Genomic DNA, 19602 nt, shown 5'->3' with positions numbered 1-19602 from the left:
TAAGCAATTTTAAAAATTTGATTCGATGAGGGGATTATCAGGGCCATGCTGAATACGTTAATGAAAAAAATGTTTGGTAGCCGAAACGAACGCACCTTGCGGCGCATGGAAAAAACGGTGGAAGCGATTAATGCGTTTGAGCCTCATATGAAAGCACTGTCCGATGAGGAGCTTGCTGGGAAGACCAAACATTTTAAGGCCCGATTAGCGGATGGTGAAACTCTGAATGAACTATTGGCGGAAGCGTTTGCTGTCGTTCGTGAAACATCGGTTCGAAAATTAGGATTACGTCATTTTGATGTGCAGATGATTGGCGGCATGGTGTTGCATGAGGGCAATATTGCAGAAATGCGTACCGGCGAAGGAAAAACGCTGGTGGCAACCTTGCCGGCTTATTTAAATGCATTGACTGGCCGTGGTGTTCATGTTGTCACAGTGAATGACTATCTAGCTAAGCGCGATAGTGAGTGGATGAAGCCTATTTATGAATTTCTAGGGTTAAGTGTTGGTGTGATCTACCCCGATATGCCTCATGAGGAAAAACAACAGGCTTATCGATCGGATGTTCTTTATGGGACAAACAATGAATTTGGGTTTGACTATTTGCGCGACAACATGGCATTTAGCCTAGAAGACAAAGTTCAGCGCGACTTACATTTTGCTATCGTGGATGAAGTCGATTCGATTTTAATTGATGAAGCACGTACGCCTTTAATTATTTCGGGAGCGGCAGAAGATAGTTCAGAGCTGTATCTAAAAATCAATCAATTGATTCCAAAATTAAAAAAACAGGAAGATGAAGAAAGTGGTGGGGATTATACCATCGATGAAAAACAAAAACAGGCGCATTTAACCGAAGCGGGTCATCAGCATATTGAAGAATTACTTACGGAAGCTAAGTTGCTTGACCCAGGTGAAAGCCTTTATCATGCCAGCAACATTATTTTAATGCATCACGTCAACGCTGCTTTACGGGCACATGCCATGTTCCACCGCGATGTGGATTATATCGTACAGAATAATGAAGTGGTAATCGTCGACGAGCATACAGGGCGAACCATGCCCGGTCGACGCTGGTCAGAAGGATTACACCAGGCGATAGAAGCAAAAGAAGGTGCTCACATTCAGAATGAAAATCAGACTTTGGCATCGATTACGTTCCAAAACTTTTTCCGTTTATACGATAAATTGTCCGGCATGACGGGTACGGCAGATACCGAGGCTTATGAATTCCAACAAATTTATAATCTCGAAGTCGTCGTTATCCCAACCAATCAGCCCATGAAACGCATCGATGAGCCGGACTTAATCTATTTAACCATTGCTGACAAATATCAAGCAATTATTGAGGATGTTCGCGATTGTGTGGCCAGGAAGCAACCTGTGCTGGTAGGAACCGCATCTATTGAAGCGTCTGAACTGCTCAGCCAGATGTTAAATAAAGCGAAGATAAAGCATCAGGTATTAAACGCAAAATTCCATGAGAAAGAAGCTCAGATTATCGCGGAAGCCGGACGTCCTGGTGTAGTAACCATTGCTACGAATATGGCGGGTAGGGGTACTGATATTGTATTGGGTGGTAATCTTTCTGCTGAGCTTGCAGCACTTCCTGAAGAGGTAACGGATGAAGAAAAACAAGCTATTCGCGAAGACTGGCAAAAACGGCATGATGCCGTTGTGGCGGCTGGTGGGCTAAGGATTATTGGTTCAGAGCGGCATGAATCACGACGTATAGATAACCAGCTTCGTGGACGTTCAGGTCGTCAGGGTGATCCAGGTAGTAGTCGTTTCTATTTGTCGCTCGATGATAATTTAATGCGGATTTTCGCGTCTGAGCGGGTGGCTGCCTTAATGCGCCGTCTAGGTATGAAACCAGGCGAGCCTATTGAACATAACTTAGTGACCAGAGCCATCGAAAACGCGCAACGTAAGCTTGAGGGGCATAATTTTGATATTAGAAAGCAGTTGCTTGAATACGATAATGTGGCAAACGATCAGCGGAAAGTGATCTATTCTCAGCGCGCTGAAATTATGGCAATAGAAGATCCCCTGCAATCAGTTGATGCGATTCGTGAAGATGTCTTGGGTAGTTTAGTGGAGCGTTATATTCCACCACAAAGCATGGAAGATCAATGGGATATTCAATCGCTCGAACAAGTGCTTTTTGATGATTTTAAACTCAAAGCCCCAATCTCTGAATGGATAGAGAAGGATCATGCAATTTTACCTGAGCAAATTAAAGAAAAAGTCATTCATTTAAGTGAGACTCAATTTAAAGAAAAAGAACAGCAAATTAGTCGCGATGTATTGGCTCAATTTGAAAAATCAGTCATCTTGCAAACGTTAGATAATCACTGGCGTGAACATTTGGCTGCTATGGATCATTTACGTCAAGGGATTCATTTACGGGGCTATGCGCAAAAAGATCCAAAGCAGGAATATAAGCGTGAGGCATTTACTCTATTTTCAATGATGCTGGATAGTATGCGTTATGAAATTATTCGACTATTGTCTTCCGTTGAGGTCCAAACTTCGGATGATGTTGACGCGGTTGAAGAGCAGCGCCGAGCAGATCAATCTTATAAAATGCAATACATTCATGCGGCTTCCGATACGCAGGAAGAAGAACCGGAAGTTTCCACGTTTAAACGAACATCCAAAAAAGTAGGCCGAAACGATCCGTGCCCATGTGGATCAGGCAAAAAGTATAAAGCCTGCCATGGTAAGCTTTAATGGATGTTGCAGTTGCCGTTATTGTAGATAAAAACCTCCGTGTGCTTATTACGCAGCGACCGTTTAATAAGTCTCATGGAGGGATGTGGGAATTTCCTGGTGGAAAAGTCGAGGCAAATGAATCTCCTATCACGGCTTTAAAACGAGAAATCAAAGAGGAGGTTAACCTTGAGATTATTGATTGCGTTCATTTATGTGAAATCAACCATCGCTATTTGAATGTAGCAGTCCGGTTATTCGTATTTTATGTTTCCTCATTTGAAGGACAAGCCCATCCTAAGGAGAACCAGCCTGGTTTAAAATGGGTTGGTTTGGATGATTTAAATCAGTATGATTTTCCTGAGGCTAATGAAAAAATAATCAAGCTCATGAAGTTAAGATACCCTGAAGTCGATAATCTACATGGTCTAGATAAGAATACTGTGGTTTGAAATGTCCGCTGAAGCATGCAAAGAGCGGATTAAATTTGGCAGATTGCTAAATCGATAGGTGTGCGACTGTGACTGACTTCATTCATTGAGTTCGCTTCGCATAAGCGCAAGCTTAACCCATGATGTCCAATATGCATCTTAGGAACAATTCCACAATCTTTATCCATTCGTAACAAAATTAAGTGACAAGAAAGTTTAGAGGGTAAGGAGCGTTGGTAAAAACCATTATACATGTCAATGGTATCAAATTGGGCAGTATTTCGTAGTAATGATAAGTAAACCGACACCGTTTCTTGTAACGATTGAAGCTTCTTAAGCCACCCTAATAAATCATGTTGTCTTTTTTCAGGGGTATTTTCTAGCCACAAAAGCAGTTGAGGGGAGTGCAGTTCACAATCGTTGTGCTCAGCGGCTTGGGCTAATCGAATAGCTTGGAGAAATGGATCAAATTGGATTGAGCCGCCAAATCGTCCTGCAGCGTGGCTCAAATATTGAACCTGAGTAAATAACTTGGCATATTGTTCAGAGGTTATGGTGAGCTGAGTTTTATTAATCGCATGTTCGATGCGCATGAGTTCTTTTAAAAATCGACTCTTAAGCTCGGGTTTTTCGATGATTTTTAGAATTTCTACAATATTTTTTAACGCATAATGATGAATAACTGGATGTGTTTCTTCACACGCTTGCTCTATCGTTAAAAATAGGCACTCAAGACGTAAAGCAATTTTCGATAGAAAGTGTGTTGCAAGCTGAAATGTAATGGTTTCATTTAGCATTGGTTTTGCGCATTGAGTGCATGATTCATCTAGACTAACATACTTCTTGTTGAAAACAAAAAAAAATAATCTTTGTCAAGTTTTTTTGAAAATATCGCGTAATTTCCGTCCCGAAAGTTCAATGCAGGAAAGATCTATTTATTAGCTTAATATTAGAGTTAGACGGAAATTGCTGGAAAATATCCTCTGTGCAGTAACTAAGACCTAAGTTACTGACGAAACGATCGTTTCAGAATAGTCACTCAGTTTTTGCTTGAGCTTGTTTGAGATACTGTTGATGGAGTTTATCCACCTGTTCTTCTAAATCATCTAATGATCCATTATTATATAAAATCCTATCGGCTAAGCTTTTGTGTTGTTCGATAGAAGCTTGTATGTTTAAGATGGCCAAAGCTTTCTCGTGGCTACAGTGATCACGTCGCATAACTCGTTCTATCTGATCCTCTCTTCGAGCATCAACATAAAGGATTTCATCTAAATAGGGATAGTGTTTACGGTTTGGTAATAATGGAATTTCAATCATGCAATAGGGACTATTGCATTCGCTTACTTTACGGGCAATTTCTTGTCTTATGGGTGGATGCAATAAGGATTCCAGCCATTGTCGCTTTTCGGCATCATTAAAAATAATGTGTCGAAGCTTTGAACGATCTAATTCGCCATGAGCAGTGAGGATGGCTTCGCCGAAGTATTGTAGGATTTCGGAGAAAGCAGGTTCTCCAGGTTGGGTTAAGGCGCGTGAAATTTGATCGGCATTGATGATATCGATACCTCGTTTACTAAAGAGCTTAGCAACCGTTGATTTTCCACTGGCGATATTACCAGTTAATGCGACACAATACATTCTAAGCCTTATTCGCTTTTATTTTCATTGTTACAAGTTAATAAATTAACATAACAGGTTTCTGGCATGCCGCTTCGATGCTCGCAATAAGCTCTTGCGCCCAATGCGGCATCATTGCGGTTGGTATAAAGATCACTCACCCAAACATGCGCATGCATGTCAAGGGCAGTGCAGCGCCACATGGGCCGTGTGGTGACTCCTTTAATAATGGACTCGCAGTATTCATGAGCGGTTTTACAGCTTGCAGGCATTTTACTTTGGCTTTTACATGCTTCGTAAGCTTTATTAATGGCAACTCGTGCATAAGAGCTATGAGCTACCCACTGATGATTTTGATCATCATACGCTTTACATTGCCAGTAACTGTTTTGACCTCTCATGACCGCTGCAGGGTTCGCAAATAGAACGTTTATCATGACTGGACTCAGAAAAATGGTAAACCAACGAGTAAGATTATTCATGTTTGACTCCGTTCATAAATGGCATGAGTTCATAAATGGGCATTGCCTTAGCAAAATACCATCCTTGTATTAGGTGTACACCTTTTTCTTTTAGATATTCAACTTGTTTTTCGGACTCTACTCCTTCGGCAATAATTTCTAGTTTTAAGTTTCTAGCTAACTGGATAATGGAATGGCTTAGCACTTCAGTCACAGCTCCTGTGCCAATGGCTGTGATAAAAAGCTTATCAATTTTAAGATAATTGAACGGGAAGTGCCTTAAATAACTAATACTAGCATGACCCGTACCGAAATCATCGATGGCTAAAGAATAACCTTCACTTCTAAGTTGTTTCATTTTTTTTGTAATAGCGGGCTCACCATGGCTAATTAATTCACGCTCTGTGATTTCTAATAATATTTGCGAAGGTTTTACTTGAAAAGTTAAGCATAACTCCTCAAAGCGATGAAAAAAATCATGGTGCGAAAAATGAGCCGCTGATAAATTAAATCCTAAATAGAAATCTCGGTGATTCGCCAAAAGATGACGACATTCTTTAAATGCCTTTTCAATGATTTGTAAGGAAATAGGTACGATTAGGCCCGTTCGTTCGGCGTCGTTGACAAAGGCATCTGGCATAATAACTTCATCATGTTCGGTTCGCCAACGAGTTAAAACTTCTACGCCAATATAACGATTTTTATTTAAATCATAAACGGGCTGAAATACTGGAAAAAATCGTTCATGTTTTACTGCGTTTACAATTGCACGGTGCAATGAAAAAAAATGATTTAAAAACCGTCTCAAGGATAAATAAACTAAGCCTGAAACGAGAACAACGGCCAAAAAAGTGACCAATTTATGCCAGAGGGTTAGTTGACGGATTATTTTAGGTTCAGCGATTAAAACAATTTGGATATGTTTAAGGCTATCAACCGCTGCGATGTAGAAATAAGCGTAATTACTAATCTCATTCATCGATAAATAGTGGCTTTCAGGACTTGCCTGCCAGTGCCTTGATTGTTTATTTCGTTCGATTTGAAGAACGGCTTTATTCGATTGATTATTATACAGTACAACCATTTCAGCATAAGGAGAGCGAGTTTCTAAAATTTGATCTAAAACTTGTTTTAATATATACACGTCCAAAATGAAATTGCCTAAAGGTTGTTGAATGATATAGGCGGGTTTATCTTCTTTGGTTGCACGGACGGGTCCTAATAAACCTTGTGCTGTGGGATTTAAGCCCTCTGCAGTTGTAATGTCGCTAAGAGATGCGCAAAGTATCTTATTCTCTTTATTTTTTATTGCTAAAGCAGAAATCAAAGGGTTATTAAATACGGCGTTCTGAAGACTTGTCCGTACTTCTGATGTGCATTCATTAAAATTACTGCTGAGTATAGGTATAGAATAGACAGAATTTTGAATGTCGTTGATGAAATTATCTACCGCATGACTGATAGAATTAGAGGCTTTAAAAAGTTCTTGTTGTGTTTCTAGTTGTTCTTTATTCCAATTAAAATAAAAAATAATGATAAGAAAGAGACTGGTTAAAAGTAACCAGAAAAAAATAAGAATATAAAAACCTCCTGGGCGCCTAAATTTATGCTGCGTCATACTGTTCCAATTAGGTATAAGCTTCCTTTATTGATTTTAGTGTGATTTCAGCCAAATTCCCAATAGTCTTTTTATCGCAGTTTAAAGGGGGCATCCAATACAAGGTATTTCCTAAAGGTCGAAGCAAAGCTCCATTATCAAGGCCACGTTTATATAATTCAAATCCAATTCTTTTTTGATTTTCGTTAATTAATTCACCTGCAACAATAGCTCCTAAGCGTCGAACATTTTTTAATTTGCCAGTAAGCTGTGCAATTTCAATGAAGTGTTTTTCCATGGTTTGACCGAGAACTTCGGCTTTTATGTGACTGTTTTCTCGCTGCATAATGTTTAAAGTTGCTAGGGCCGCACTGATAGCTAAGGCATTGCCACTATAGGTGTGCGAATGCAAAAAAGAATGCCCTGATTCATAGTCATTATAAAATAATTCATAAATGAAATGATCGACGCTGACACAACTTAAAGGCAGTGTTCCTGAGGTTAAACCTTTTGATAAACAGATTAAGTCGGCTTTAACTCCTGCATGTTCTAAAGCTAACCATTTTCCCGTTCTTCCTAAACCTGTCATGATTTCATCGGCGATAAGAAATAGGTCATTTTCATTGCAATATTGACTTAGTTTTTTTAAATAGTCTGCACTATAGCAAAGCATGCCTCCTGCTCCTTGAATGAGAGGTTCTACGATGATGGCGCAGGCATTTTCTTTGATTGCTTCAAGTTCTTTTCTGGTGGCTTGCCAATGATGATCGCATGAAGTCCATAAAGGATCTTCTTTGCCGCTGACATAAGGAATATTCTGAAGAACATGGCACGTTACACCCATGTGTTCATAAGGTTTTTTATAAAGCCCTAAGTCACTTACACTTAAAGTGGCCAATGTTTCTCCATGATAGCTGTTTTTTAAGGATATGAATTGATTGCGAGAAGGATACCCTTGTAATTGCTTAGCATGTAAGGCAAGTTTCATTGCAATTTCTACAGCACTTGAGCCATCACTTGCAAAAAAGACATGTTGATTTTTTGTGAGATGAGCGATTTGTTCTCCTAATTCGGCAATCTCTTCATGAGTTGTATTGGCCCCAATAACATGTTCGAAGCGGGATAGTTGGGCTTGGATGGCGGCAATAATTTCTGGGTGACCATGTCCTAAGGATTTACACCACCAAGATGAAATCGCATCAATTAATACGCCTCGATTCGTATGAAGCTCATTACCCTTGGCTTGATGAACAATTAAGGGAGGCGTTTGTTCAAAATCCTTCATCTGAGAGCAGGGATGCCAGATGTGCTTTAAATCTTTATGTATTAAAAAATCACTGTTAACCACAATTTAAAAAATAGGTTGACAAAGGGTGGGGCTAATTTATCATGGGCGGAAGTTTGTGACAAATTTATTGGTCATAGAATGATAAAACAATAGGAATATAACGATGACCCTAATGAACATGAATTGGAATGCGGATGATGTTACGGCAATTTATGAACAACCATTTAATAATTTATTATTTAAAGCACATTCCATCCACCGTGAGTATCATTCTGCCAATCAAGTACAATTAGCGACTTTGCTTAGCATCAAAACCGGAGCTTGTCCCGAAGATTGTGGATATTGCTCACAAAGTGGTCATCATAGCACCCACGTTGAAAAAGAAGCTTTAATGAACTTAGATGAGGTGATACAAAAAGCTAAGGAAGCCAAAGAGGGTGGAGCAAAGCGTTTTTGCATGGGGGCTGCTTGGCGATGCCCTCCTACCAAGGCTATGCCAAAATTAATAGACATGATAAAGGAAGTAAAAAAGCTTGGAATGGAAACCTGTATGACATTAGGAATGCTTAATTCTCTTCAGGCTACAGCCCTTAAAGAAGCAGGTCTTGATTATTATAATCACAATATTGACACGTCTCCTAGTTATTACAATCAGGTGGTTACCACCCGTACGTTTCAAGATAGACTCGAAACCTTACAAGAAGTGAGAAATGCTGGGATTCGCGTTTGTTGTGGTGGTATTTTAGGCCTAGGAGAAAGTCGAGCGGATCGCATTGAATTTTTACTGACCTTAGCGAATCTTGAAACCCCACCAGAAAGTGTGCCCATTAATCGTTTAATCCCCGTTCTGGGAACTCCCTTGGCTAAATCGAAGCCTGTAGATAATATTGAACTAGTTCGAACGATTGCTACGGCTCGAATTCTTATGCCAAATAGCGTTATACGGCTCACTGCAGGTCGAACTGAGATGAGCGATGAACTTCAGGCGCTTTGTTTTTTTGCTGGGGCGAATTCGGTTTTTATTGGCGAGAAATTATTAACAGAAGATAACCCTCTGCGTGATAAAGATCACCTTCTTTTTAATAAGCTCGGTTTAAATGAAAGCGAACACCCTGTCTCTATATGATAAAGGAAACACTTGAACAGTTTATTAATCAAATTAAACTGGATGGATTGTATCGCATTCGCGAGAGGTGTGAAGAGCTTCCTTATAATTTCAGCAGCAATGACTATCTCTCGCTTAGAAGAGAGACCTCGATTCAAAATGCTTATCGAGAAGGCTTTCGTTTTTTCCCAGTAGGCAGCGCGGGGTCCATGGTTGTGAGTGGTTATCATTCTGCTCATGCCTCTTTAGAAAAAGCCTTTGCAAAGGCGCTCGATGTTGATGAGTGTCTTATATTCACCTCGGGGTTTGCCGCTAATTTGAGTATAGCGTCTTTTTTAGGTCGCTTGAAACTTCATGCTTTGATCGATAAAGAAGTGCATGCTTCCATCTATGATGGTTTAAAGTTAGCCGACGTTTCTTATACTCGTTATCACCATCAAAACCTAACCGATTTAACTGAAAAGCGAACTAAAATCAAAGGAGAATGCATAGTACTTACGGAAAGTATTTTTAGTATGAGTGGACAAAAAACCCCACTGAAAGCCATTGCAGCATTATGTCCTGGTCAGCTCATTGTCGATGAGGCCCATGCATTTGGGGTAAGTGGAAAAGAAGGGCTTGGGGAAGTCGTGGCATCGGATTTATCTCAACATGAGGTTCCTTTGCGTGTCATCCCTCTTGGAAAAGCATTTGCTGCATCAGGGGCAATTATTGCAGGTCAGCATCTTTGGATAGAGGCTTTACTCCAATGCGCTCGAAGTTATATTTACTCGACTGCGCTAAGCCCCGCTTATGCTTATGGGCTTGAATATACTCTGGATGTGATAAGACAAGCGGATGATAGGCGGCAAACATTAAACGATTTGATTTTATATTTTAGAAAAAAAACAACAACGTCAAAATGGAGTTGGAGTAATTCAAGCACACAAATTCAACAATTAAAGTTAGGGTGCCCCTATCGGGCGATTCATACCGCGAATCGTTTACGAGATAAGCATATTTTTTGCTTACCTATGCGTCCTCCCACGGTTCGAAAGCCAGACTCAGGATTAAGAGTCGTTTTAAATGCGAATCACCGGCCAGAGCAAATTGATTATTTGTTTGATTGTTTGGAAGCAATATGAAAATTAAGATTTATTGCTACGGAGAAGGATACCCTTTGGTTTTATTTCATGGATGGGGGTTTGATAGTGGTGTATGGCAGAGTATTACACCCGCATTAATTGATGCAGGTTATCAACTTTATCTTGTTGATCTTCCAGGTTTTGGTAATACATCCTTATGCGATTGGGGTTACTTTAAAACTGAACTTTTGTCCGCTTTACCCCCACGTTTTGCTCTTATAGGTTGGTCCATGGGAGGATTATTTGCAACCCGATTAGCCGCGGAAGCTTCGGAGCGGATTACACATCTGCTGAACGTTTCTTCTTCACCTAAGTTTGTTAAAGAGAATGGCTGGCCGGGCATTGAGATGGAGTTATTTCATAATTTTTATAGAAGTCTTCGTCAAAATCCTTTGAAAACATTAGAGGAATTTGTATCGTTACAATCTCATGGTGAAAACAAAAAAAGCATACGCGCTTTAATTTCTAATCCCATACCAGAAGGATTAAGTATGGGATTAGATTGTTTGCTCCGTTGGGATCTTCGTCTGGCTTTAAATCATCTTGCCATTCCAGTTTGCTATCTTTTCGGGCGGTTAGATGCGATAACACCTCATGCTACAAAATTGGCAATGGAAAAGACACATCCTCATTTGGTTTATAGGACTTTTAAACAATCAGCACATATGCCTTTTATGTCTCAACAGAATGAGTTTATTGCCTTATTGAAGGAATTTATATCATGAAGCGTTATTTTATTACGGGCACCGATACGGATTGCGGTAAAACCTATGCCACCTTGCAGCTGCTCGCCTATTTAAATGACCATGGTGCTCTAACCCTTGCTGTAAAGCCAATTGCTACCGGTTGTGAGGACAAAGAAGGTGAATTAATCAATAGCGATGCCAAATTATTATCATTGGCGTGTAACTTACATCACACCGAAATTAATCCTTGGCGCTTCAAGCCACCCGTATCTCCCCACTTAGTTAATGATTCGATAACCACGAAAGATATCGCAGAATATTGTTTTAGTGAGGCTTTTTCTCACGTAGATACGTTGCTTATTGAAGGTGCAGGAGGGTTAATGGTTCCTTTGAATAACCATGAAACCTGGGTTGATTTATTAAAGCTTACAAATATACCGGTTATTTTAATTGTAGGTATAAAATTGGGTTGCCTAAACCATGCTCTTCTTACTGAAACAGCTTTACAAACTTATAAAATACGATGTGCAGGTTGGATTGCTAATTGCATCGATCCAAACATGATGATGGTTTACGAAAACATTCATACGCTGAAACGGAAGATGGAAAGTCCATTAATAGCCAGAATTGATTTTAATGGCACACTACTCCCTAAGGCAGCGTTTAATCGCTTAATGGGTGTCCAATACGAAGCATGAGGCCAATGTTTGGCAAGAAAAATAGACTATGAAATTTGACCATGTTGGGCTAAGGCCTAACCTACGCCCTATTGATCAAAGTTTGATGCGACAACCGTGGGGCGGGCCTGTTGTCTATTGTTTAGCTGCCGCGACTTCTATATAATTTAACGTCCGCTCAATATCAGAAAAATTCAAATGTTGATGATATCGAACGGGCTTATTTTGAATGGATCCCGTACAAAAAGCTTCGCCTTTTTACGGGACAATGTTCGTTTAGCGCCAGAAAAGTCATACATGACTTTTCTGGCGAACTCACGTTAATTTAACGTTACTTTCTGGATATTGGTTGCCCATTTTGTTAAAATGTTGGCACCAGTTTTTCTTTTTTTTGCTTTGAGGAGTTTTTTGATGCCAATCTATGAGTACGAGTGTTCTAATTGTCATCATACATTTGATTTAATGCAAAAAATCAGTGATGCCCCAGCGAAACAATGTCCTAAATGTTTCATGAATACAGCGGAACGTTTGGTTTCAGCAGCGGGGTTTCAGTTAAAAGGGACAGGGTGGTATGTGACCGATTTTAAAAACAAGGGACAACCTAAATCGTCAGATACAAATAAATCTTCGGGATCCGGAGGAAATGATCAGCAGAATTCGAGCTCATCAAGCTCCTCTACGCAAACAAAAGGTGAAAAGGATTGAAAAGTAAATCAATTCGCAGTTATCTCTTAGCAGGCTTAGTGGTTTGGTTACCGATATTGGCAACCATTGTCATTTTGCGGTTTATTATTGATATTCTTGATCAAACGATGGCGTTGCTTCCAGATGCTTATCAACCTGAAGCGTTGTTTGGTATTCATTTGCCAGGGCTTGGTGTTTTGTTATCCCTTATATTGTTATTACTAACAGGTATTTTGGCCACGAATTTTTTCGGACAGCGCTTAGTAAGCTGGAGCGAATCTATTCTTGAGCGCATTCCTTTGGTTCGTTCGATTTACAATGCTTCCAAGCAAGTGATACAAGCTATTTTTGCAACGAACAGTGAAGCGTTTCGTAAAGTAATTTTGGTTGAATATCCTCGGAAGGGGCTATGGAGTCTTGCATTTCAGACGGGGATTACCTCCTCTGAAATCAAACGCCATACTGGGGATGAAATGGTCTCTATATTTATTCCAACGACGCCAAACCCGACCTCCGGATTTTTAATGATGGTTCCAAGGTCTGATGTGATTGAATTATCAATGACCATTGACGAGGCGTTAAAATTTATTATTTCACTAGGTGTAATGCAGCCTTTATCACCTGCTGCATTTGATTTAAAAGAACAACAAATTTCTAAATAGGCGGTCTTATGAAATCTCACTATTGCTCTGAAGTGAATGAAGCGATGACTGATAAAGAAGTAACAATCTGCGGGTGGGTTCATAATCGACGCGATCATGGTGGTGTGATTTTCTTAGACATAAGAGATAGTTCAGGCTTGGTTCAAGTAGTTTACGAGCCTGAGCAAAAAGAAGTGTTTGCAGTCGCTGAAAAATTACGTCATGAATACGTCATCCAGGTGAGTGGGTTGGTAAGACCACGCCCAACGGGTATGATAAATGAAAAAATGACCACAGGACAAATCGAAATTGTAGGCCATGCGCTTGAAATTTTGAATCAATCATTAACCCCGCCCATTTTACCCGATGAACATCAAGCCGTTAGTGAAGATTTACGTTATCGTTATCGCTATTTGGATCTTCGTCGTCCCGAGATGCAGGAAAAATTTATAATCCGCCATAACTTAGTTCGTTGTATTCGTGAATATTTAAACAATAAAGGGTTTTTGGATATAGAAACCCCCATGTTAACGAAAGCTACTCCCGAGGGAGCGCGAGATTATTTGGTCCCATCGCGAGTGCATCCTGGCGAGTTTTATGCTCTGCCGCAATCGCCACAATTGTTTAAACAATTATTAATGATGTCTGGTTTTGATAAGTATTACCAGATTGTTCGATGCTTTAGAGATGAAGATTTGCGTGCCGATCGCCAGCCTGAATTTACGCAGCTCGACCTTGAAATGGCTTTTATCAATTCAGAAACCATAATGAGCACCATAGAAGGCATGCTCAAAAAAGTTTTCAAAGAGCTCAAGCAAGTCGAACTCCCAGAAAAATTACAGCGTATGACTTATGCCGAAGCAATGCGTCGTTATGGGAGTGATAAGCCTGATCTTAGAATTCCGCTTGAATTGGTCGACGTCGCTGATCTGGTTATGGAAAGTGAGTTTAAAGTATTTTCTTTCTCTGCAAACGATCCTGAGGGTCGAGTGGTCGCACTTAAGTTACCTAATGGTTGTAAATTGACCCGTAAAGAGCTGGATAATTATGGTCAATTTGTTGGGATCTATGGGGCAAAAGGTTTGGCTTACATTAAAGTCAATGATCGCTCAGCTGGATTAGAAGGGTTGCAATCACCCATTTTGAAGTTCTTAAACCCAGCACTTATCGAGGCCATCTTAAATCGTGTTGAGGCAAATACCGGAGACGTGGTATTTTTTGGTGCAGATAAAGAAAAGATCGTCAATGAGGCGATGGGAGCACTTCGAATTAAATTAGGTCATGACTGCGGCTTAGTTGAGGAAGGTTGGCGATTGCTATGGGTCGTTGATTGGCCTATGTTTGAACTGGATATAGAAACGCATCAATTACAACCCATGCATCATCCATTCACTTCTCCCATAAATGCAACGCCCCAAGCATTGCAAGAGAATCCCTTAGGTACCTTAGCGAATGCTTATGATATCGTCATCAATGGCTATGAAATTGGAGGGGGGTCGATTCGAATTCATCGTCAAGAAATGCAGCAGACGGTATTTAACATGCTCGGAATTACCGAAAAGGAAGCCCAAGAGAAATTTGGCTTCTTATTAGATGCCTTACAATACGGATGTCCTCCACATGGTGGTATTGCATTGGGAGTCGATCGTCTGGCTATGCTTTTAACTGGCTCAAGCTCAATTCGTGATGTGATTGCATTCCCGAAAACCCAATCCGCCTCGTGTTTGTTAACGAATGCACCAGCACCAGCTGGAGCAGCTCAACTGAAAGAATTGGGAATACGCTTTGCGCAAACGGCATCACTCAAATAATATCTTATTATCAGGTGTAGCGCTTCGGCGCTACGCCTTATTACAGTACTTTTGTTTCTGTCTATTATTATTCTCAAGTTATTTTATTTCTCCAGCGAATGCAGCAGAAGATCTCGGAGCAAGTCAGCTCATCGAATACCTAACGCAAGAAAAATCTTCTCTGAGCCTTAAGATTAATTCGTTCAAACCGTTTGCTGAGCCAACCAATTTGGACGATTTTTTTGAGCGCAAAAAACAAAACGATGCTTTGTTGGCCGTAACTCAGATTAAAATTGTAAATCTTGAGAATTTTTTAATCGAAGCGAAAAAGGAAAAAGAGCGGTTATCGCAAAAGTTAAAAAAATTACAACAATCTCCTTTAAATTCGATTAGTGATGTTGAGGCTCAAGAAAAATCCGTCAAGCTTAATAACTTAATTGAAATAAACACGAAAACCATAGAGCTCATACACGAAGACTTAACCCTAGCGAAAAAATTAAACAAAATATTGCTTGCAGAGCAGCACGACTTACGACTTTGGAAGTCAGAAACGGACTTAAGCACACAAATATCCCAAGTTAACCAACGTCTTAGGGCACTTGATCACTCAAAGTCCAAGCTCTATGAAGAAAATATAAGCATTCAGGCCTTACGAAACAATGAGGGGAATGAAACATCACGCATTAATCATGAGGCAAAACTTCTCTTAAATAATCAGTTTATTCTATTAATACAAACCCGAATTGCGGAACTTGAACATTATAAAAAACAGTTGAAAGCAGAATTTTTATTGTTAAAAAACCAGGATGTCAAATCATTAGAATCGGTAATTAATACTTATCGAAATGCAATTAATCAATTGGATACAGTAAAACAGTCCCTAACAGCGATGCAATCGTTAGTGGATCATGAGCAAATGAAACTCAATAATAAAACTTTAAATAATCATTTCAAAAACTTGCAATCGGCAATAAAAAAACGACTTGAAGAAGTTTCTACTCGAGAATTAAGATTACAAACTCAGTTAGCAGAGCATCAGCAACAATTAAAAAAGCAACTGGCGATGCGTCAAAATTTGGCAGAATATCACTTGACGAGCTGGCCAGAGATAGCGCATGAGTTTTTGCAGATCCCTATAAAATTTTATCATTATCTCAGTGCGTTAATGACTAAATCAGTCGATAACTATGCTTGGCAATCATCCTGGTCTAAGGGAGTGTTTTGGGGGATTTGTTTTTTCATTCTTATCATCGCTTTTGGTTTGCGAATTCTCTTAAATAAATTAATTCAAGAGAAAGAAAGACAACGCCTGACCGGTCATCTTTATGATGGGTTATTGGTGTTGATTAAGCGGAATATCCCTCAATTAACGAGTATTGTTCTTTTGGTTACGATGTTTTATTTGAACAATATTGCGTCTGGAAATTATCGACTCCTTCTTAATTTAATGTTCGTGTGGCTGGCTTTTCGTAATTTGATCCTGATAGCAAGGCTCATGCTTTTAGAACGAATTAGTGATTCATCCGGAAAGGATGTGAGGTTATACCATCGTCTAAAATGGTTGTTTTTAGCTGGGGGGTGGGCAACGGCACTCATGGTTTTTAGCCATCAGTATCCTTTAACATTGTTAATGCAAGATATTTTTAATCGCTTCTTCATGCTGTTTCTTCTTTCAATGGCGGTGGTAATTTGGAAAAGTAAAGAAGTCATTCCTTATTTGTTGCGCCCAATCCTAAAGGCGAAAAAACGTTATATTCGAAGCGCGATTGTATTACTTGTGAATTTAATTCCTATTACGTTACTAACAACGGCTGTGATTGGTTTAATTGGATATATAAATCTTGCATGGACCATGAGCCGCTATCAAGCCTATTTATTGCTGGTCATCACTGGATATGTTGTAGCACGAGGTTTAATTTCGGATGCTTTAGAATTATTGTCGGAATGGATGATTTCCTCGCTTAGGAATGGGTGGTTATGGATTGAAGTCCTATTAAAGCCTTTTGACAAAATTCTACGTATTTTGTTATGGCTTGTCAGTATATTAATTTTATTCCAACTCTATGGTTGGTATTCCGACTCCTGGGTTATGACGCATTTAAAAGTGATTGGACATTATCCCCTGGTGAATCTATCAGGGATCCACATTACGCTGTTTAGCTTTCTTGAATTCTTGGTTTTATTATTTATTTTTCTTTGGGCGTCAAAATGGACACGTGAGTTTTGCTATCGTTGGTTGTATCGCAATGCCCGTGATGCAGGCATTCGAAATAGCTTATCTGCGTTTACGCAATATGGCGTGATTTTAATTGGATCATTTATAACATTGCGAGCATTGGGCCTAGATTTTTCTGGAATGTCTATGATTCTAGGTGGTCTTGCAGTGGGTATGGGATTTGGTCTTCGTGATTTTGCTAGCAATATTATTGGTGGGATAATGCTCTTAATTGAGCGACCTGTCAGAGAAGGGGATTTGATTACGCTTGGAGAATATGAAGGACGGGTGGCTCATATTGGTATTCGTTCGATGCGCGTTTCTTCATGGGATAATATGGAAGTATTAATCCCAAATGCGGAAACCTTTAATAAGCCTTTTACAAACTGGACGCATCAAGATAATGTGGTTCGAAGTGTTATTCCAATCAAGGTGAGTCGTGGTGACGAACCCGTTATGGTCCAGCAATTGATTTTGGATGTATTAGCCATTATTCCTGAAATTTTGGATAACCCCCCTCCCCAGGTTTTCCTAAAGCATATTGATGAAGCGCTCATTGAATTTGAAGCGCGCTATTACATTAATGTTCAAGAGCACACGCGATTTGAGGTTCGTTCAAACGTATTATTTGCCATTATGGCCCAATTTAAAGCGGCCGGAATCAAGCCACCTATTCCACCATTAAGCATTGAGTTTAAGGAGGACGATCATGGTTCAAGCCTCAGTCGTGTTGAGCGAAGCTGAACTTTTAGAGCGGTGTCAACGAATTGAAGGCCTAACGCTAGCACAGCTTGCTTATGAACTTAAATTAATGATTCCTTTGTCGTCTTCTCATCGTAAAGGATGGATAGGCCAAATGGTGGAGCTGGTATTGGGTGCCGATGCGGGGTCTCTTGCTGCTCCGGATTTTTCAGAATTGGGAATTGAACTTAAAACGTTACCCTTGAATCATTTAGGAAAGCCCGCAGAGTCAACCTTTGTGACTTCAATCTCTCTTTTAACCATTCATCAAGAAAATTGGTTAACCTCTCAATGTTTTTCCAAATTAAAACGTGTACTTTGGCTTCCCATAGAATCGGATAAACAAATACCTTTTCAAGAGCGAAGAATTGGTAAAGCCATTTTGTGGTCACCAAACCCTGAGCAAGAAAAAATTCTAGCCGCAGATTGGAATGAGCTAGCTTGGATGTTGGCATCTGGACAGCTTGAAGATATCCATGCTGGAATTGGAGAATATTTGCAAGTAAGACCCAAAGCTGCCAATAAACAATCACTTTGCTACGGCTATGATCGGGAAGGAAACAAGATCCAAACCTTGCCCAGAGGGTTTTATTTACGAAGCAAGTTCACCGCTTCGATCTTGTAATGAAGAGGGTTTTCCTTTCTTAGCTAAAATAAATACCACACATCCCATAATCGCTGATAAGAGCGAACCAGCCACGACGCCAATTTTAACAAAATTAATGAGATGGGCTCCATTGTGAAATGCAAGAGAACCAATAAATAAACTCATTGTAAATCCAACCCCACAAATTAAAGCAAGACCATAAACTTGCATAGTGGTGATTTTATAGCTTTTATAAGTTTGTATATAGCTTCCTTTCTTGACGAAATACAGCAAGGGTAAAAAAATTCCAATTTGTTTCCCGAAAAATAGTCCTGCAATGATTCCCCAGATAATGGGGTGGGTTAACATCTCACGATCTAAGCCAATAAACGTAACACCTGCATTGGCCAAAGCAAATAATGGTAAAATAAGAAAGATGACCCAAGGATGCAACCCGTCTTCTAGCCGGCTCAATAGGGAATCGCCAGGTTTATCTGGAATGGTCATCGCAATTACAATACCTGCAAGTGTTGCATGCACACCGGATTTTAAAACAGCCGCCCACAGAATAATGCCAACCACGAGATAAACTGAAATTCTTTTACAATTATAACGATTTAATCCAATTAAGAACGCTGTACAAAGGAAAGCAATGCTTAAAGAAATCATTGACAATTTATGCGTGAAAAAAATCGCAATAATGGCAATGGCTCCAATGTCATCAAATATCGCAATGGCAGTGAGTAGTACTTTTAAAGGATAGGGCACTCTTGCGCCTAGTAGGGAAACAATGCCTAAAGTAAATGCAATGTCCGTGGCCGTAGGGATAGCCCAACCTTTTAAATAAAGCGGATTTTGCCAATTGATGAGAGCGTAAATAAAAGCAGGAACTACAAGTCCACAAAATGCCGTAATCGCTGGTACAACAATACTGGTTTTGCTGCTTAAAATTCCTCGATGAATTTCACGCTTAATTTCTAAACCCACCAACATAAAGTAAATAGCCATCAACCCATCATTAATCCAAATGTGCAAGGGCTTTTTAATTGCAAAATCACCGATACTTAAATTTACCGGTAGATGAATGACGTCATGGTAAACAAAACGAAATGGGGTATTAGCAATCACAATCGCACAAAGTGCGGTTGCAAATAATATTAACCCACCAATGGTTTCTAAATTATAAAATGAGTCGGTTTTACTCATTAGCTAATCCTGATTATTTTGTAAGTTTATAACAAGGC

The 19602-nt window shown here is 39.7% G+C and carries 17 protein-coding genes; 11 read left to right on the top strand and 6 right to left on the bottom strand.

All coding sequences use genetic code 11. From position 1 onward, the window contains the following. Positions 1 to 45 precede the first annotated feature (45 nt). Together secA and mutT are read left to right on the top strand one after the other, a co-directional pair. Positions 46 to 2733: a preprotein translocase subunit SecA gene (secA, locus tag E1O41_RS02580; RefSeq protein ID WP_131775761.1), complete on the top strand. Its 2688-nt coding sequence runs from the start codon at positions 46 to 48 to the stop codon at positions 2731 to 2733. Then, on the top strand, positions 2733 to 3164 hold the full coding sequence (gene mutT, locus E1O41_RS02575) for an 8-oxo-dGTP diphosphatase MutT (protein ID WP_131775760.1): 432 nt from the start codon (positions 2733 to 2735) through the stop codon (positions 3162 to 3164). The genes secA and mutT overlap by 1 nt, the downstream gene beginning before the upstream one ends. A 29-nt stretch (positions 3165 to 3193) precedes the next feature. Here mutT and zapD read toward each other — a convergent pair whose 3' ends face one another. The 5 genes from zapD to bioA all read right to left on the bottom strand — a co-directional run bounded on the left by zapD (position 3194) and on the right by bioA (position 8169). After that, the gene (gene zapD, locus E1O41_RS02570; protein ID WP_131775759.1) at positions 3194 to 3940 is read right to left on the bottom strand and encodes a cell division protein ZapD; all 747 of its coding nucleotides are present in this window, start codon (positions 3938 to 3940) and stop codon (positions 3194 to 3196) included. 238 nt (positions 3941 to 4178) lie between these two features. Beyond that, positions 4179 to 4784, bottom strand: a complete 606-nt coding sequence (gene coaE, locus E1O41_RS02565; RefSeq protein ID WP_131775758.1) for a dephospho-CoA kinase — start codon at positions 4782 to 4784, stop codon at positions 4179 to 4181. A gap of 8 nt (positions 4785 to 4792) precedes the next feature. After that, positions 4793 to 5245 (bottom strand): hypothetical protein, encoded by a 453-nt coding sequence (locus E1O41_RS02560; protein ID WP_131775757.1) that lies wholly within the window; start codon positions 5243 to 5245, stop codon positions 4793 to 4795. Beyond that, a complete protein-coding gene (locus E1O41_RS02555) occupies positions 5238 to 6842 on the bottom strand; it encodes an EAL domain-containing protein (RefSeq protein WP_131775756.1) in 1605 nt (534 codons plus the stop codon). Before E1O41_RS02555 ends, E1O41_RS02560 begins: the two co-directional genes overlap by 8 nt. A gap of 10 nt (positions 6843 to 6852) precedes the next feature. Beyond that, a complete protein-coding gene (gene bioA / locus E1O41_RS02550) occupies positions 6853 to 8169 on the bottom strand; it encodes an adenosylmethionine--8-amino-7-oxononanoate transaminase (RefSeq protein WP_131775755.1) in 1317 nt (438 codons plus the stop codon). 103 nt (positions 8170 to 8272) lie between these two features. Between bioA and bioB the strand changes: the two genes are divergently transcribed. From bioB to mutH, 9 genes are all read left to right on the top strand, one after another. Beyond that, on the top strand, positions 8273 to 9235 hold the full coding sequence (bioB, locus tag E1O41_RS02545; protein WP_131775754.1) for a biotin synthase BioB: 963 nt from the start codon (positions 8273 to 8275) through the stop codon (positions 9233 to 9235). Beyond that, positions 9232 to 10338 carry an aminotransferase class I/II-fold pyridoxal phosphate-dependent enzyme gene (locus E1O41_RS02540; RefSeq protein WP_131775753.1) on the top strand — a complete coding sequence of 369 codons (1107 nt, stop codon included), beginning with the start codon at positions 9232 to 9234 and terminating at the stop codon, positions 10336 to 10338. The genes bioB and E1O41_RS02540 overlap by 4 nt, the downstream gene beginning before the upstream one ends. Next, positions 10335 to 11063: an alpha/beta fold hydrolase gene (locus tag E1O41_RS02535; RefSeq protein WP_131775752.1), complete on the top strand. Its 729-nt coding sequence runs from the start codon at positions 10335 to 10337 to the stop codon at positions 11061 to 11063. The genes E1O41_RS02540 and E1O41_RS02535 overlap by 4 nt, the downstream gene beginning before the upstream one ends. Continuing rightward, on the top strand, positions 11060 to 11722 hold the full coding sequence (gene bioD / locus E1O41_RS02530) for a dethiobiotin synthase (RefSeq protein WP_131775751.1): 663 nt from the start codon (positions 11060 to 11062) through the stop codon (positions 11720 to 11722). The genes E1O41_RS02535 and bioD overlap by 4 nt, the downstream gene beginning before the upstream one ends. A gap of 390 nt (positions 11723 to 12112) precedes the next feature. Then, complete coding sequence (locus E1O41_RS02525) at positions 12113 to 12406, top strand: FmdB family zinc ribbon protein (protein WP_131775750.1); 294 nt, start codon at positions 12113 to 12115, stop codon at positions 12404 to 12406. Further along, the gene (locus E1O41_RS02520) at positions 12403 to 13047 is read left to right on the top strand and encodes a DUF502 domain-containing protein (protein WP_131775749.1); all 645 of its coding nucleotides are present in this window, start codon (positions 12403 to 12405) and stop codon (positions 13045 to 13047) included. The genes E1O41_RS02525 and E1O41_RS02520 overlap by 4 nt, the downstream gene beginning before the upstream one ends. Before the next feature lie 8 nt (positions 13048 to 13055). Beyond that, positions 13056 to 14837 (top strand): aspartate--tRNA ligase, encoded by a 1782-nt coding sequence (gene aspS, locus E1O41_RS02515; protein WP_131775748.1) that lies wholly within the window; start codon positions 13056 to 13058, stop codon positions 14835 to 14837. After that, on the top strand, positions 14812 to 17775 hold the full coding sequence (locus E1O41_RS02510; RefSeq protein WP_229669318.1) for a mechanosensitive ion channel domain-containing protein: 2964 nt from the start codon (positions 14812 to 14814) through the stop codon (positions 17773 to 17775). The genes aspS and E1O41_RS02510 overlap by 26 nt, the downstream gene beginning before the upstream one ends. Beyond that, positions 17741 to 18397: a DNA mismatch repair endonuclease MutH gene (gene mutH, locus E1O41_RS02505; RefSeq protein ID WP_131775747.1), complete on the top strand. Its 657-nt coding sequence runs from the start codon at positions 17741 to 17743 to the stop codon at positions 18395 to 18397. Before E1O41_RS02510 ends, mutH begins: the two co-directional genes overlap by 35 nt. On the opposite strand, the gene nhaA is transcribed toward mutH, so the two are convergent. After that, entirely contained in the window at positions 18365 to 19564 is a 1200-nt protein-coding gene (gene nhaA, locus E1O41_RS02500; protein WP_131775746.1) for a Na+/H+ antiporter NhaA, read from the bottom strand. The two genes, mutH and nhaA, sit on opposite strands and share 33 nt — an antisense overlap. Positions 19565 to 19602 lie beyond the last annotated feature (38 nt).

The sequence above is a fragment of the Legionella impletisoli genome, assembly GCF_900639875.1.
GTDB classification, from domain to species: Bacteria; Pseudomonadota; Gammaproteobacteria; order Legionellales; family Legionellaceae; genus Legionella_A; species Legionella_A impletisoli.
This window is presented reverse-complemented; position numbering and strand designations above follow the sequence as displayed.